Origin of the sequence: Nonomuraea sp. NPDC050404, from assembly GCF_040655495.1 — a bacterium.
Classification (GTDB): domain Bacteria; phylum Actinomycetota; class Actinomycetes; order Streptosporangiales; family Streptosporangiaceae; genus Nonomuraea.
This window is the reverse complement of record NZ_JBFAKB010000015.1, coordinates 1-14908: the sequence shown is the minus strand read 5'-3', so window position 1 is coordinate 14908 and position 14908 is coordinate 1. Positions and strand designations below refer to the sequence as shown.

Genomic DNA, 14908 nt, shown 5'->3' with positions numbered 1-14908 from the left:
TCTGGAACCCAATCCCTTAGAACACGGTCGACGGCTGGTGGTGTCCCCACACGCCGCGCAGCACGTCGCAGATCTCGCCCACCGAGGCGCGCGCCCGTACGGCGTCCTCGATCAGCGGCATGAGGTTGTGGCGCAGATCGGGCGCGGCCTTCTCGATCGCCCGGAGCGCCGCCGTCACCTGCCGGTCCTCCCTCGACCGCTTCACCTCGGCGAGCCGCTCCAACTGGCGCTCCATCACGCCCGGCACCGGCCGGTCGATCTCGATGTCGCGGGTCTCGTTCTCGTCGACGTAGTCGTTCACGCCGACGACGATCGTCTCGTCGCTCTCGACCTTGACCTGCTGCTCCCACGCCGAGTCGGAGATGAGCTGGACCGCGTACCCGGACTCGACGGCCGCCACCATTCCGCCCATCGCGTCGATGCGCTCGATCAGCGCGAGCGCGTCCTGCTCGATCTGGGAGGTGAGCGACTCCACGTAGTACGAGCCGCCCAGCGGATCGACGACGTCGGCGACGCCGGTCTCGTGCAGGATGATCGCCTGCGTCCGTACGGCGATCTTGATCGCGCTCTCCGACGGAATGGACAGCGCCTCGTCCAGCGAGTTCGTGTGCAGTGACTGGGTGCCGCCCAGGACCGCGGCCATGGCCTGGATCGCGGTCCTGGCGACGTTGTTGTACGGCTGCTGCGCGGTGAGCGAGACGCCGGCGGTCTGACAGTGCGCCCGCATCAGCCACGATCGCGGATCCTTGGCGCCCAGCCGCTCCCGCGTCAGCCGTGCCCACAGCCGGCGCGCCGCGCGGAGTTTGGCCGCCTCTTCGAAGAAGTTGTTGTGCACGTCCCAGAAGAACGACACCCGCGGCGCCAGCCGGTCGACGTCGATTCCCCGCTCGATCGCGTGCTCCAGGTAGCACAGGGCGTTGCTGAGGGTGAGCCCGACCTCTTCGACCGCCGTCGCCCCCGCGTCGCGGATGTGGTAGCCGCACACGTTGAGCGGGTTGAAGCGCGGCATGACGTCGGCGCCGTACTCCATCGTGTCGACCACGAGTTGCACGGAGGGCAGCGGTGGGAAGATGAACTCGTTCTGGGCGATGTACTCCTTCAGGATGTCGTTCTGGGTGGTCCCCGTGAGGACGTGGCCGGGGATGCCCCGCTCGTCGGCCACCACCCGGTACATGGCGAGCAGCACGGCCGCCGGCGGGTTGATCGTCATCGAGGTGGAGATCTGGTCGAGCGGGATGCCGTCGAAGAGCACGTGCATGTCGGCGACGGTGTCGATCGCGACACCGATACGCCCGACCTCGCGCCGGTAGACCTCGTGGTCGGAGTCGTAGCCCAGCAGCGTCGGCAGGTCGAAGTCCGTGGAGAGTCCGGTCTGGCCGGTCTTGAGCAGATACTTGTACCGGTTGTTGGTGTCCTCCGCCTGGCCGAAGCCGGCCACCTGGCGGATGGTCCACGGCCGTCCGCGGTACATCGTGGCGTGCACACCGCGCGTGTACGGGTACTCGCCCGGCAGCCCGATGTCCTCGCTGGGACTCAGGTGCCGGATGTCGGCGCTGGTGTAGATGTCCTTGACGGGCGCGCCCGACATGGTCGTGTACTCCGGGCGCCGTGGCGGGATCCTTTCGTAGTCGGCGGCCACCCGCTCCCGCTGCCACGCCTCGACGCGCTCGTCCCAGCGCTTGTCCTCCCCTGTCATCGGGTCCATCGGTTCGACGCCTCCTTCAAGATCTGGTTGACGGAGTTCTGCATGGTCGCGCGGGGATCCAGGGTCATCGAGCCGGCGCAGTCGGCGACCCAGGCCTCGGCCACCAGGGCCGCGTCCGAGCCCCACTTCTCCAGGCGCCGCGCCTCGAGCCGGCCGTCCTGGAGCAGCGATCGCCACCGCTCGTACAGTCCCTCGCGCACCTTGTCCACGCCCGTGCCGTCGATGGCGGCCGTCTGGTGGACGGCGCCGGCCCGCCCGGCGGCCAGCCGCAGGTGGCGCGCCGTCTCGGCCGCGCCCGGCCGGTCGGCCATGTTGACGATGAAGGTGTCGGCGACCTCCATGAGCCCCGCCTTGATCGTCTGTACGGCGTCGCCGAGACCGGGAACGGTGACGAGCAGGACGGTGTCGGCGACCTCGACGATCGCGACCTCCGTCTGCCCCGCGCCGACCGTCTCGATGAGCACGACGTCGAACAGCCCCGACAGTTCGAGCAGCCGGGCGATGTTCCTGGTGGACCCGGCCACCGCGCCATGGGAGCCGCGGCTGGCCAGGCTCCTGACGTACACGTCCGGCCGGCCGTTCAGGTAGGTCTCCATCCGTACCCGGTCGCCGAGCACGGCTCCGCCGCTGAGCGGGCTCGACGGGTCGATGGCCAGGACCGCCACGCGCCGCCCGTCGTCGGCGAGGGACTCGATCAGCCGTCCGGTGAGTGTGCTCTTGCCCGCGCCGGGTGGTCCGGTGATGCCCACGATGTGGCAGGGCCGCGCCGCCCTCGGGATCGACACCTCCCACGGCGGGCTGTTCTCCACTACCGTCACCGCCCGGGCCAGCGGCGCCCAGTATCCCTGGCGTCCCTTCTCGACCAGCGCGGCGATCTCGTCAGACGCGAACAAGGGTGATCTCCCCGTCCACGATCATCTTCTTCACCGCGTCCTTGGCGGTCTTGCCGATCCCGGTGGTCGGGAGGCTGCCGATCAGGCCCGCCCCGGTCGGCCGCTTGTAGGAGACCAGCAGCGACCGGCAGTGGGCGAGCAGATCGTCCGCCGTCAACGCGCCCCCGCGACGCGGGACGGCGATCACGACGGGTGTCTCCCCCCACCGGTCGCTGGGCACGCCGACCACGATCGCCCGTTCGACGGCCGGGTGCCGCGCGGCGACCTCTTCGATTTCCACGGGTGCGATGTTGACGCCCCCGGAGATGATGATGTCCTTGCTACGTCCGGTCAGGAAGACCATTCCCCGCTCGTCGATCCGGCCGAGGTCGCCCGTCCGCATGGCGCCGCCGATGTCGAGTGCCGCCTTGGTGGCGACCTCGTCCTTGTAGTAGCCCTTCATCAGGGCCGGGCTGGTGCCGAGCAGTTCCCGCCCGCCGTCAGGTCCGGCGGGATGCCCCGGATCGACGGCGAGCCGGGTGGTCGGGAAGGCCCGCCCGACGCTGGACGGCTCCTGACGCAGCACGCGGTGCGGTGCCGCCGACAGCGGCAGGACCTCCGTCATTCCATACAACTGATGCATCTCCACCCCGGGCAGCTCGTCCCACCAGCGGCGCAGGAGCGGCTCCGGCATGGGCTCGGACGCGAACAGCACCCATCTCAGGTGCGCGAGCTTGTCCAGCGGGGCGTGCTCGATGAGCCGGCTCAGGATCGTCGGGACCGCGTCGAACGTCGTCGCGCGCGTGCAGGCGTCGGCGACCCGGTCGACGTCGAACCGGGGCAGGATCTCCAGCGCGCCTCCCGTGCACAGCACGGGGAGCACCTGCTCGGGTATGCACGCGTAGAGCGGGAGGAACACCACCGACCGGTCGTCGGGACGGAACGGGAACGCCGAGGTCAGTTGCAGGCAGGCGTGCAGCATCGTGTCCTGGGTGTGGACGACGCCCTTCGGCCGGCCGGTGGAGCCACTGGTCAGCGTGATCGAGGCGGGCGAGCCGGGCCTGATCACGGGGAGCCGGCCGCGACGCTGCGCCGATTCGGCCGGATCCATGGAGAGGATCTGGAAGGACTCGGCCAGCTCGTCCCGGACGCCGGCGTCCACCCGGCCCACGAACACGCGCCCGGCGTCGACCGAGGCCAGCAGGCGGCTCGCGGACGTCCCGTCGAGCATGCTGTTGACCGGAACCGCAGTCCCGGCCGCGCGCATGATGCCGAGGTAGTTCACGACGTACGCCGGCTCGTTGGCCCCGATGAGACCGACGGCGTCCCCGGGACGCAGGCCCGTGGTCAGCAGGTGGCGGGCGACGGCCTCGGCACGGGACCACAGGTCGCGATAACTCCAGGTGACGCCCTCGTGGATCAGGGCCGGCCGCTCACCCTGGGCGCGCGTGACCGCGTCGATCCAGGTGACGACCGAGTAGGGGTTCAGGGTCACCTCACGCGCCCCCGGCCGCGCCGCCGGCGCCCACGACGATCGTGGCCACCGCCGTGGCCGCGAGGACCGGCTCGGTGGTGGCGAGCCTGCCGCGTTCGTCGATACCGATGACCTTGAAGATCCGGGCCTCGATCCTGCGGCTGCGCCGTCCCCGCCGGACGACGCGCGCGATGCCCTCGACGTAGTCGCCCACCCGCAGCGGAGCGAGGAACTCGACCGACTCGTACGCGGCGCACAGTCCCTCGTCGCCGCCCTCCCGCAGGGCGAGTTCGGTCTCGAGATCGGCGAAGATCTCCATCGCCTTCGAACCGGGAACGAGGTTCCCGGCGTAGCGCGCGTCGCCGGGTGCCAGGCGAAGGCGGATCAACGCCTGGTCGTCAAACGGCCTCGGTTCCACCATCGGACTCCTCCTGATCGGGCCACAGGTCCGGTGCAGACAGAGTAGAGCATTTCTACCTATACGAATAGGCCATATATGGGAGGCATCTGATAAGCCGTACTCTGCGGGGCGCAGGACCCGCGGACGGTACGACTGTTGACTGGATGAGACTCGTGGTCCACACCCGAAAACTCGCCCACAGCCGCTCCTCGGGAGCGTGTCCCAGCATTAGACCTATGCCAATAGGCCAAAAATGCTGCTATGGTGGCCATCGCCGCGTGAGGGGGCCACCATCGCGTGCCTCCTCTGGGTTCCGACTCCCCCGACGATCGTCGAGGGCGGCTCCACCGGGCGTGTCAACAGCCACTTTCTCATGTCTTGCTGGGGCTTAAACAGCCTAGGCAATTCGCCCCAAGAGCGTCCTTCCTCCGGGCCGACGAGCCCACTACGACTCAGGAGACCGCCGTGAACACGGACACATTTTGGGCCGACGTGGAGGACCACCTGGTCCGGTACATTCCGGTGTTCACGCCGCGGATCATCGAACGCGCGGCCGGTTCGTACGTGTACGACAGCGACGGGAACGCCCTCCTCGATTTCACCTCGGGCCAGATGAGCGCGGTGCTAGGCCACGCGCATCCGGCGATCGTGAAGGCGGTCTCGGAGTGCGTGGGCTCGTTGGACCACCTGTTCAGCGGAATGCTGAGCCGGCCGGTCGTGGAACTGGCGAAACGGCTCTCGCGGACGTTGCCCGGCGACCTCACCAAGATGCTGCTTCTGTCCACGGGCGCGGAGTCGAACGAAGCCGCGATCAAGATGGCCAAACTCTTCACCGGCAAATACGAGATCGTCTCGTTCGACCGTTCCTGGCACGGTATGACGTCAGGCGCGGCCGCTGCCACGTTCTCCGCGGGCCGGCGTGGCTACGGCCCGACGATGCCCGGCAACTTCATCCTCCCGACGCCGAACGCCTACCGCTCCGGCTTCCGCAGGCAGGACGGGTCGCACGACTGGGAGTCCGAGCTGGAGTACGGCTTCACCATGGTCGACACCCAGTCCAACGGTTCGCTGGCGGCCTGCCTCGTCGAACCGATCCTCTCCTCGGGGGGCCTCATCGAGCTTCCCGTCGGCTATCTCGCCCGGCTCAAGGAGATGTGCGAGGCGCGCGGGATGCTCCTGATCCTCGACGAGGCGCAGACCGGCCTCGGGCGGACCGGCCACATGTACGCGTTCGAGCGTGACGGCGTCGCCCCCGACCTCCTGACGCTCTCGAAGACGCTCGGAGCCGGGCTGCCCGTGGCCGCGGTGATGACGAGTGCCGAGATCGAGCAGGTCTGTGCCGAACGGGGCTTCCTCTTCTACACGACCCACGTCTCCGACCCGCTCGCGGCGGTGATCGCGTCGACGGTCCTCGACGTCATCGAGCAGGACCACCTCGTCGAACGCGCCGCCGAGCTGGGACGCCTGCTCACCGATCGCCTCACGGCCCTTCGTGACACCCACGAGGTCGTGGGCGACATCCGGGGCCGGGGCCTGCTCCAGGGCCTGGAGCTCGTGGCCGGCAAGGCGAGCAAGGCGCCGGCCGACGCTCTGGGCACGGCCGTCACCGCGGCCTGCCTGGATCGGGGCCTGCACATGAACATCGTGCAATTGCCCGGCATGGGCGGGATCTTCCGTATCGCGCCACCGCTCACCATCAGCGAGCACGAGCTGCACACCGGCATGGACATCCTCAGCGACGCTCTCGCCGAAGTCACCAAGTCCAATTAGGACTTGCCGATTATTAACTCGTAGGTTTGATCTTGTCTGCGGCTTTGGTGTCGAAGGCGAGAACGCGAGCACGCAGGAGGCGTAGGGCGGCTGGCGGGGTGGGCGCGGGAGCGATACCGGTGTCGTGTCGGTTGAGGAGTTCGGCGGTGCTGCGCGTGGTGCGGTAGGCGGTGGTCCGGCTGGTGGCGAAGAGCACCGCCAGGGGTTCGAAGCCCGGGCCCAGCCGCTGGTGCAGCACCGTGAGCAGGACCTGGGCGGGAAAGGCGATGGTGGATGGCCGGCCCGGATTGATGCGCGGCCGCTGCCGGTCGAGAGTGCGCAGGGCCGCGGTCAGGCGATCCAGTTCAGGTCGGGACATGCCGGTGGGGATGGGATCGGACAGGGTCTGCGGGGTCCACCGGCCGGTTGGTCCTGGCCGGATCCCGCCCCCAACGCACGAGCCTCGGCACCCAGCAGCAGCCGACGCTGCCGCTCATCCAGATGCGGCAAGATCACCTTGAGCTTTCCCGCCGGCATCTCCATGGTCTCCGCCGACACGCTCACCCCGGAGCATCGGCAGCGAGGCCGAAACGCTACAAGTAGTTTTTCGGCAAGTCCTAGGCGCCTGAGCGCCAAACGACCGGACCCGCACGGTGTCTCCGCAGGCACCACATGGGAACCGCCGGCAAGCGCAACGGCGACGGCAGGCGCTGGGGCCGGTCATGCGGCACGTGCTGCCGTTGTTCCTCAAGCTGTACAAGCTGAGCGAATCCAGCATGGATTGGCTGTACGGACACCGCATCCACTGGGACGCACCCGTTCTCCAGTCCTGACCCGTTTCTGCGCGTGCGGCCCGAGACCAGGCCGGCACGCGCACTCTTTCACCGCAGAGGGGATGATCCATGGTCCCATTCGGACTCCTCCTTCAACCGGGCGATGACGTCGCCGCTCGCGAGGGTTACGTCCGGCCACAGGTGTTGGCCCCGAAGACCATCCGCTGCTTCTCGCTGTACAGGGCGAGGCGGTGGCCGAGGAGTCAGCACGCCAGTACGTCGAAAGCTTCTCCGTGTACGGCGGCAGGACCTCTTTCGAATGGGAGCACATGCCTCGGCGAGACCGGGTTCAGGCGGCCACGGCGGCCTGGAAGGTCTTGAGCGCCTCCGGGCCGAAGTACGCGCCGTAGCTGGTCGTCGTGTTGCGCAGCGCGTGGGCGGAGATCTGGTAGCCGGTGCCGGTGGTCTTGTTGAAGGCGTGGAACCACGGGCCGCCGCTGGAGCCGCCGCCCATGTCGCACTTCATCGCCCACTTCATCCCATACGACGGGCTGACCGACGCGCCGCTGCAGTACTGCAGGGTCTTGCCGCCGTTGCCGTTGCTCGGGTAGCCGAGCAGCAGGTTGGACGTGCCGGCGGCGGAGTTGAACCGGAGGCCCTGCCCGCCGACGGTCTTGACGATCGACTTGCCCTTCACCGGCTTGACCACCAGCATGCCGAAGTCGAGCGGCGGCACGTGGGCACCGTCCTTATAGTAGCCGGACCACATGAACATGGTGCGCGCCGCGAACTTCCCGTACGGCGCCGCCCCGTTCTTGTACGCGGGCACGAACACCAGGTTCTTGCTCCAGCGCCCCTCGCCGTCCATCATCGCGTGCGCGACGGTGACGACGACGTCGCCGTCCTTGCTGTTCACCACGTTGCCCGAGGCCACGAAGTCCTTGCCGTTGCCCCCGGTGCCGAACACCTTGCCCGCCGTCTTGGTGATCAGCCCGCCGGACTTCCACGTCGCCTGCTTGGCGGCCTTGGTCGAGTACGGCGGGAAGTACCGCTTGGTGGTGATCGTGGGGGTGGGGTCGATGTCCACCGGCTCGCCGGCGGCGAACGGCGTGCGGGGCGCGTCGGCGGGCGTGCCCTCGGGGGCGGCGAGCGGTTCGGCGGCCTGCATCCGCTCCGCGGACCAGTAGTCGTCCGCCGCCCGGAGCGTCGAAGCCACCTTGTGCTCGACGGGCGCGTCCTTGGCCGGTTCCGCGACGGCGGCGTGGGCGCTCAGGCCGAGCAACAAGGTGGTCAAACCGGTGACAGCAAACGTGCGCATGTAAACCTCCGTGACAAAAGTGCTTACGGAGACTTACCACATCTTTCGCTCAAACCAGGACAAACCGCTGAAAGTCGGGGGAACGTCACTAGCCGCAGCCGTACGGTATGGGCGCGATGCCCGGTCTCGCCAAGTCCCTCTCTGTCGAGCATGTCCGGCATGGACGAGGTCATGGGAGGGAGTATCGCCGCACCACGACAGCGCCCGGATCGGCTGGTCGATCGGTCGCCGTCGATGGTCATATCGGGCCGTAGCCTCGAACGGGCGCACCATCGCGGCTTGGCGCGGCATTCGTGCTCCGGTGCCGGGCACCCGGATGGAAGCAGGGCTCGCGTTCGCGACGCTGCACGAGCTGCTGTGGCCGGTCATGGACCGACTGGAGACGCTCGCCGCCCCGCAGACCGCGGCGTTGCGCGGGGCTCTGGGGATGAGCGGGGCTCTGGGGACGAGCGGCGCGTTGGGGACGAGCGGCGCGTTGGGGACGAGCGAGGGCCCGACCAACCGCTTTCTCATCGGCGCGGCCGTGCTGTCGCTGCTCAGCGGCCTTGCTCGGGAACGACCGGTGCTCGTCGTGGTGGACGACGCCCAGTGGGCCGACGAGGCGACCGCGGAGTGTCTTGGCTTCCTGGCGCGACGTGTGGCGACGGACCGGATCGTGGTACTGCTCACCGAGCACGAGGATCCCGCCTCGGGACGATGGGAAGGCTTGCCGTCGCTGGAGGTGGCGGGCCTGGCCGACGACGACGCCCGCAAGCTCGTGGCCGCCGCCGTTCCGGAGACCACGAGGCGCTGGTCGAGTACACGATCCGGACGGCAGGGGGCAACCCGCTGGCGCTGCACGAACTGCCCGCCCTCGATCAAGGTTGCGGGCCTGCTGGGCCGTCCAGGCGCCGGTCGGGTTGGCGGTCACGCCGAGGACATGCACACGCCGGGTGGTGACTTCTATGACGAACAGCACGTACAGGCGCTTCAAGGAAATCGTGTCGATATGGAAGAAGTCGACGGCCAGCAGGCCTTGCGCCTGGGCGCGCAGGAAGGTCCTCCCCGAGGTATCCGTGCTTCGTGGAGCCGGGCCGACCCCTCCGGCTCCGCAAGATCCGGCGTACGGTCGCCTCGCTGACCTGGTAGCCGAGCCGGACCAGTTCACCGTGCCCCGGCGGTATCCCCAGGACGGGTTTTCCTGCGCCAGGCGCACCACCAGCTCCCGGATCTCCTTGCCCATCCGGGGGCGGCCGGACCGGTGCGGATACGTCCATCGGCGCTGGACCAGGCGACGATGCCAGGCCAGCAGGGTGCCCGGTGTCACCAGCCGGTGAGCCCGCATCCCGGGTGGTAAGAGCCGGGACAGCGCGGCCAGAATCGCTCGATCGGCCCAGTCCGGCTTCGGCCGGGTGACTTGCCTCCGCAGTACCGCCACCTCATGCCGCAGCACCATGATCTCGACGTCTTTCACCACCTCACCTCTTTCACCGCCTCACCTCGGCCCAGCAGCACCAACCAGCCGAACAACCGAATCATGATCAGATACAGGAGACGGAAAGACACAAGGACCGATCCTGCCCGTATCGGCGTATCAGGCCGACCTGGAGGTCAGGCCTCCTGCGATGACTTTTGAAGCGGTCCAGGCTCCTCATCCGCCCGGACACCGTGCTGCGCTGGCACCGCATCTGATGAGACGTCGTCACGCCCGCACCAGCCGGCCGAAGCGACCTGGCCGCCCACCCACATCCGCTCCATCCGCGCCCTCATCCTGCGCCTGGTTCGGGAGAACCCTGGCTGGGGTTATCGGCGGGTGCATGGCGAGCTCGCCACACCCGGCATCAAGGTCGCGCCCTCCACGGTATGGGAGATCGTCAAACAGGCGGGTCATGATCCGGCACCCACACAGGCGTCCACCACCTGGGCCGACTTCCTGCGCTCCCAAGCCGACACCCTATTGGCCTGCGACTTCATCGAGACCGTCACCCTCAGCGGGCAACGCCAGTACATCCTGGCCGCCATCGAGCACGCCACCAGACACGTCCGTGTGCCCGGCACCACCGCGCACCCGAGCGCGAGCTGGGTCATCCAAGCGATCAGGAACCTGGTGATGGATCTGGACGATGCGAGCTGCCGGGCTCGCTTCCTGATCCGAGACCGAGATGGGAAGTTCCCGGCCCTCATGGACGAGATCCTCACCGAGGCCGGCATCAAGACGGTACTCACCGGTATCCGGATGCCGCAGATGAACTCGATCATGGAGCGGTGGGTGCAATCGTGCCGACACGAGCTTCTCGACCGCTGCCTGATCTGGAACGAACGCCACCTGCGGCACGCCCTGCGCGAGTACGAACACTTGCACCTACAACCAGCACCGCGCACATCAAGCCCTGAACCAAGCAGCCCCGCTACGCACCATCCCCGATCCGATCACCGATCCAGAGCGAATCACCGACCTGAATGTAGGCCGACGAGACCGGCTCGGCGGCATCCTTCACGAGTACTCACACGCGGCTTGAACTGCATGGATGGAATTTTCGGCAGGCGCAGCGTTGGCGCGCTTGGGCTCCCCGATCGCGGCCTCCACCGTGTGGGAGATCCTGCACGCCACCGATATCGATCCGGCACCCCGTCGGATTCGAACCTGCGACCGTCAGATTAGAAGGCGCGCATCCAAGACAGGAATGGGAAGGCAGCTACCCGGACCGGACTTCCACCGGCAAGCGACAACGAGCTTACGAACAACAAGATCAGCCGCTACGTCACGGCTTCACCCCCTGCTCTGCCGGGCGCACGACAAGCGTTCACTACTGACACATTTCCCTGCACGAATGACAAAGTCCGGAGCCCACGACGATCCTAAGGTTTTTGGGCAAGGCCAGAGAAAGAGGAATCACATGTTCCGGACCACCGGCGCGTTGATCGCCGCGGCGCTTGGCGCGTCGATCATGATCGCCCCGTCGTCCGCATCCGCGGCAAGCGATTGGGAGTGCTACGGCACCCAGGTAAAGCGCTGCGCCACCGTCTGGTGGGACCAGACCGCCGACACTTACCGAGCGCGGGCGAAGATCACCGATGTCGCCGGTGGCGGCAGCTTTCAGGTCAAGGTCACCAACGTGAAGCTTCTGCGCATCAACAAGAGCGACTATGTGACGGCGCGTTCCACGAAGGATAACGACGGCTGGCATGACACCGAGGACTCGGCCGCCACCGTCACGGTCGACCCGTGCTCTCCAGACCAGAGTTACGCCGTGGTGGCGACTTTTAGTTGGAAGGGTGCGTCCTCCGGCGAGAAGACCTGGCGTCCCAACCAGGCGTGGGGCCATACCTGCGACTGACCTGCCGAACGCGCCGTCCCATACTGACCGGGTGGCGCGGACATGTTTCCCTCAAGAGCCTCCATCAGACCGGGAGCGGTTCACAGCGCGTGATCAACTCCATGCTCCAAAGCCCATCGCCGCCATCTTGGTACCGCAAGGTCGCGAGGCTGTCATGAATCCATGTGTCTGTTCTCGGCGTTTCAGCCGGCGTCGTTGTCGGGACGGCACCCGAAATGCGATTGTGCGAGGGCCACGTGCTCGGCGAACGCGCAGGCGCGGCCGGTCGGCTCCACCTTCACCGGGCCCGACGCTCACTCTTCGGCCTGACCGCGCCTCTCAACAGCATCGTCAGATCGGTCAAATGATCACCTGTCCAACAATGCCTTGCAGAGCAAAGAGAAGCAGTGTTACCCCTCACCCGACTCCGGGTTCCCGCGATCGGAGTGGCTCTCACCGCCACCCTTGGAGCCGACTACTCATGGCGCCCGCTGCACACGCTGCACCCGACACGAAACCCAGCTACGTCCAGTGAATCAAGCCGATCCAGTCCGTGAACACCTATGTCACGATCAAGGACAGCTACGGCTGGCCGTACCCGATCAAAGTGACCACCACCTGGGATTCCAAGTCCTCCAAGCCCGCGCAGCTACGGTCCATCGTGATCCGCGAGAACGGCTTCCCCAAAGGGCCCATGCAGCTTTCCAGAGCTCTACTTCGCGAACGCGAACGACTGGGAGGCCCAGCGAGGTAGATACGGCAAGATCTGCGACGGCGGCGGGCACGAAGGGCTCACCGTCTTGGCCGACCACGCGCCGGACCTGTCCAGCGCGCTGGAACGCGCGGTCGCCGCCGGATACACAAGCACCACGGAAGAAACATGAAGGTCATCGTCGCTGTGGGCGGCTGGCCGCTGTGACGTCCGCGCCTGGAAGGAAACCCGTGCGTCTCGCTCGCCCTCTCACCGCCACCATGCTCGTGGCCGCCGCCGTAGCCGTCCCGCAGCCCGCGCAGGCGGCCGCGTTCAAGCATCCCGGCGTCCTGGTCAGCCGCGCTCAGCTCGACTTCGTCAGAGCCAATCTCGGCAACGAACCGTGGAAGTCTGCCTGGAAAGCCCTGCAACGCAGTCCCGTTGCCTCGCTGTCCTACACGGCCAAGCCCCGCGCCGTCGTGGAGTGCGGTATGTATGGGAACCCCGACCACGGCTGCTCGGACGAGCGCGAGGACGCCAATGCGGCCTACACGCACGCCCTGCGGTGGTACCTCACCAAGGACTCCCGCTACGCCAAGAAGGCGATCCAGATCATGGACGCCTGGTCAGCGGTGATCACCGAACACACCGGGAGCAACGCGCCGCTGCAGACCGGCTTCGCGGGCGCCAACTTCTCCCGCGCCGCCGAACTCATCAAGCACACCTACACCGGCTGGACCCGGGCCGGCCGGTTCGCCGACAGGCTGCGCACCGTGTACCTGCCGACCGTGATCGCCGGAAAGCCCAACAACCAGGGCAACTGGGAACTGATCATGACCGATGCCGCCATCGGCATCGCCGTGCACCTGGACGACCGCGCCTCCTTCGACCGGGCGGTCACGACCTGGCGCGGCAGGCTGCCCGCCTACATCTACCTCGCGACGGACGGCTCGCTGCCCAAAGCGCCACCGAACAGCAAGTACGACACCAAAGCCGAGATCATCGAGTACTGGCACGGGCAGACCAAGTTCGTGAACGGCCTGGCCCAGGAAACCTGTCGTGACTTCGGGCACACCGGATGGGGGCTCGCGGCCATCTCCCACGTCGCGGAGACGGCCCGCCACCAGGGCGTGGAGTTGTACGCCACGGCCAAGGACCGGCTGCGATTCGCAATGGAGTTCCACGCTCGCCTGCAACTGGGCGCGACGGTGCCATCATGGCTGTGCGGCGGGAAGGTCACCCCCGGCCTCGGTCCGAACCTCGAAGTCGGATACAACGCGTTGCACCAGCGTTTCGGATACGACATGCCCTATGCCGAGAGGTGGGTGAAGCAGAAGCGCCCGGTCGGTGCCTCGCGCTTCCTGGCCTGGGAAACCCTCACCCACGCGAAGAACCCGCGCTAAGCCGCGATGAATCTATCGGCCACACCGGATGCCAACTCCGACGGCGTGGCCAACGTCTTCTCGGCCGCGACCGGAATGCTGACGGTCCGGAACGGCGAAGGCGGCAACATGTTCGGCCCGGTCACCGCGATCATCAGCTCCGGCCGGGCAGTCTTGGCCGTTCTACGGAGGCATCGGGCGTACCGATGTCCGGCGAACGTCTACAACGGAGGTCCCGTCTGGTCGAGCTCGGCCAGGCGCCCCACGCCGCGAGCGTGAGCGCGCCAACCGGCTTCGGGTGTGCCCGGCCGCGCTCTTGGGGTGTGCCGGCGGACATGCCAGAAGGCAGGATCTGGTTTCCCGTACGTGCCGCTGCTGGCGATGTAGAGGCCGAACCCCCAGATGGAGGCTGATCCGCCGTAACGGAGGCGGATGAGGGGCAGCCGGTCTCCGCAGGTCAGTTCGCCTTCGACATAGGCGAAACTGACCGTGGTAGCGGACGTGCAGGCCTGTCGGCTGTGGCCAGTGATCGCGGGCGTGCTGGCGCAGTGGCTGGGCCAGGGAGGTCTTGGTCGACTCCGGGATGGTGGGCATGCGCTCTATCCCTGCCGTCCGGCGTGTCGATCACGCTCCGGGAGGTGGGGGATCGGGCTCAAGGATCGGCCCCGTGGCGGACGGCCGCCGCGCTTCACCCCCGTCCAGCGGGCTGAGATCACGGCGCCGGCCTGCTGGCTGCCGGCCGAGACCGGGATACTGCTGTCCCGCTGGAGCAGCACCGACCTGGCCCGCGAAGCCGTCGGCCGGGGCATCGCCGCGGCGATGTCCGCCTCGACCGTGCGCCGGATTCTGGCCGCCGACGTGCTCAAGCCCTGGCAGCACGCCTCGTGGATCTTCATCCGCGACCCCGGCTTCGCCTCCAAGGCCGCCCGCGTGCTCGGCCTCTACCAGCGCACCTGGAACGGCGCACGCCTCCTGGCTGAACCAAACAGAACGAACTCAACTTCCAGCAGCCCGCCGTACTACAAGCGATCGCGTGAACCCTCGAATGACTTACGAGCCGGACCACTATGGCCGAGGTTGTCACTTCAGGAGTGATACCCCCTAAGGCCGAGCGTCCAAAGCCGGTCACGCGGAACGCGGGCCGGGCGGAGGCCATCAGGTGGAGGAGTGGGGGTGGTTTGTCTCGCGCCAGGCTCGTGGCGTGATTCCGTAGGCTTGTTTGAATACCTTGCTGAAGTGGGTCGCGTC

General features: G+C 67.6%; 13 protein-coding genes and 1 pseudogene. 6 read left to right on the top strand and 8 right to left on the bottom strand.

Going from position 1 to position 14908, the window contains the following annotated elements; translation table 11 throughout:
• Positions 1 to 16: 16 nt before the first annotated feature.
• Genes AB0I81_RS35825 through AB0I81_RS35810 form a run of 4 tightly spaced genes read right to left on the bottom strand, consistent with a single transcriptional unit; the run spans position 17 to position 4472 of the window.
• Positions 17 to 1705 (bottom strand): methylmalonyl-CoA mutase family protein, encoded by a 1689-nt coding sequence (locus tag AB0I81_RS35825; RefSeq protein WP_360666111.1) that lies wholly within the window; start codon positions 1703 to 1705, stop codon positions 17 to 19.
• Complete coding sequence (locus AB0I81_RS35820; protein WP_360666108.1) at positions 1693 to 2598, bottom strand: GTP-binding protein; 906 nt, start codon at positions 2596 to 2598, stop codon at positions 1693 to 1695. Before AB0I81_RS35820 ends, AB0I81_RS35825 begins: the two co-directional genes overlap by 13 nt.
• On the bottom strand, positions 2585 to 4072 hold the full coding sequence (locus AB0I81_RS35815) for an AMP-binding protein (RefSeq protein WP_360666105.1): 1488 nt from the start codon (positions 4070 to 4072) through the stop codon (positions 2585 to 2587). Before AB0I81_RS35815 ends, AB0I81_RS35820 begins: the two co-directional genes overlap by 14 nt.
• Before the next feature lies 1 nt (position 4073).
• Positions 4074 to 4472, bottom strand: coding sequence for a hotdog domain-containing protein (locus AB0I81_RS35810; protein ID WP_360666102.1), 399 nt, complete (start codon positions 4470 to 4472; stop codon positions 4074 to 4076).
• A 444-nt stretch (positions 4473 to 4916) separates the two neighbouring features.
• Between AB0I81_RS35810 and AB0I81_RS35805 the strand changes: the two genes are divergently transcribed.
• Positions 4917 to 6221 carry an aspartate aminotransferase family protein gene (locus AB0I81_RS35805; protein WP_360666099.1) on the top strand — a complete coding sequence of 435 codons (1305 nt, stop codon included), beginning with the start codon at positions 4917 to 4919 and terminating at the stop codon, positions 6219 to 6221.
• A 13-nt stretch (positions 6222 to 6234) separates the two neighbouring features.
• On the opposite strand, the gene AB0I81_RS35800 is transcribed toward AB0I81_RS35805, so the two are convergent.
• Together AB0I81_RS35800 and AB0I81_RS35795 are read right to left on the bottom strand one after the other, a co-directional pair.
• Positions 6235 to 6579 (bottom strand): hypothetical protein, encoded by a 345-nt coding sequence (locus tag AB0I81_RS35800; protein WP_360666096.1) that lies wholly within the window; start codon positions 6577 to 6579, stop codon positions 6235 to 6237.
• A gap of 743 nt (positions 6580 to 7322) precedes the next feature.
• Complete coding sequence (locus AB0I81_RS35795) at positions 7323 to 8291, bottom strand: hypothetical protein (protein WP_360666093.1); 969 nt, start codon at positions 8289 to 8291, stop codon at positions 7323 to 7325.
• Between the two features lie 316 nt (positions 8292 to 8607).
• On the opposite strand from AB0I81_RS35795, the gene AB0I81_RS35790 reads away from it, so the two are divergent.
• Positions 8608 to 9411, top strand: coding sequence for an ATP-binding protein (locus AB0I81_RS35790; RefSeq protein WP_360666090.1), 804 nt, complete (start codon positions 8608 to 8610; stop codon positions 9409 to 9411).
• A gap of 813 nt (positions 9412 to 10224) precedes the next feature.
• Here AB0I81_RS35790 and AB0I81_RS35785 read toward each other — a convergent pair.
• Positions 10225 to 10626 carry a hypothetical protein gene (locus AB0I81_RS35785; protein WP_360666087.1) on the bottom strand — a complete coding sequence of 134 codons (402 nt, stop codon included), beginning with the start codon at positions 10624 to 10626 and terminating at the stop codon, positions 10225 to 10227.
• 541 nt (positions 10627 to 11167) lie between these two features.
• Between AB0I81_RS35785 and AB0I81_RS35780 the strand changes: the two genes are divergently transcribed.
• The 4 genes and pseudogenes from AB0I81_RS35780 (at position 11168) to AB0I81_RS35765 (ending at position 14755) form a co-directional block, all read left to right on the top strand.
• Positions 11168 to 11608 (top strand): hypothetical protein, encoded by a 441-nt coding sequence (locus AB0I81_RS35780; protein ID WP_360666085.1) that lies wholly within the window; start codon positions 11168 to 11170, stop codon positions 11606 to 11608.
• Positions 11609 to 12369: 761 nt separating this feature from the next.
• A pseudogene (locus AB0I81_RS35775) lies at positions 12370 to 12503 on the top strand (IS5/IS1182 family transposase); the annotation flags it as partial.
• A 26-nt stretch (positions 12504 to 12529) separates the two neighbouring features.
• Positions 12530 to 13681, top strand: coding sequence for an alginate lyase family protein (locus AB0I81_RS35770; protein WP_360666082.1), 1152 nt, complete (start codon positions 12530 to 12532; stop codon positions 13679 to 13681).
• Positions 13682 to 14185: 504 nt separating this feature from the next.
• Positions 14186 to 14755, top strand: a complete 570-nt coding sequence (locus AB0I81_RS35765; RefSeq protein WP_360666079.1) for a helix-turn-helix domain-containing protein — start codon at positions 14186 to 14188, stop codon at positions 14753 to 14755.
• Between the two features lie 60 nt (positions 14756 to 14815).
• Here the strand turns inward: AB0I81_RS35765 and AB0I81_RS35760 are convergent.
• Positions 14816 to 14908 (bottom strand): AraC family transcriptional regulator (locus AB0I81_RS35760; protein WP_360650124.1); only part of this gene is annotated, 93 nt, incomplete at its 5' end.

Bases quoted from the DNA above. Each gene is read 5' to 3' on its own strand.
- AB0I81_RS35790 (WP_360666090.1), top strand. From the start codon at position 8,608: ATGGAAGCAGGGCTCGCGTTCGCGACGCTGCACGAGCTGCTGTGGCCG.
- AB0I81_RS35795 (WP_360666093.1), bottom strand. From the start codon at position 8,291: ATGCGCACGTTTGCTGTCACCGGTTTGACCACCTTGTTGCTCGGCCTG.
- AB0I81_RS35825 (WP_360666111.1), bottom strand. From the start codon at position 1,705: ATGGACCCGATGACAGGGGAGGACAAGCGCTGGGACGAGCGCGTCGAG.
- AB0I81_RS35800 (WP_360666096.1), bottom strand. From the start codon at position 6,579: ATGTCCCGACCTGAACTGGATCGCCTGACCGCGGCCCTGCGCACTCTC.
- AB0I81_RS35810 (WP_360666102.1), bottom strand. From the start codon at position 4,472: ATGGTGGAACCGAGGCCGTTTGACGACCAGGCGTTGATCCGCCTTCGC.
- AB0I81_RS35780 (WP_360666085.1), top strand. From the start codon at position 11,168: ATGTTCCGGACCACCGGCGCGTTGATCGCCGCGGCGCTTGGCGCGTCG.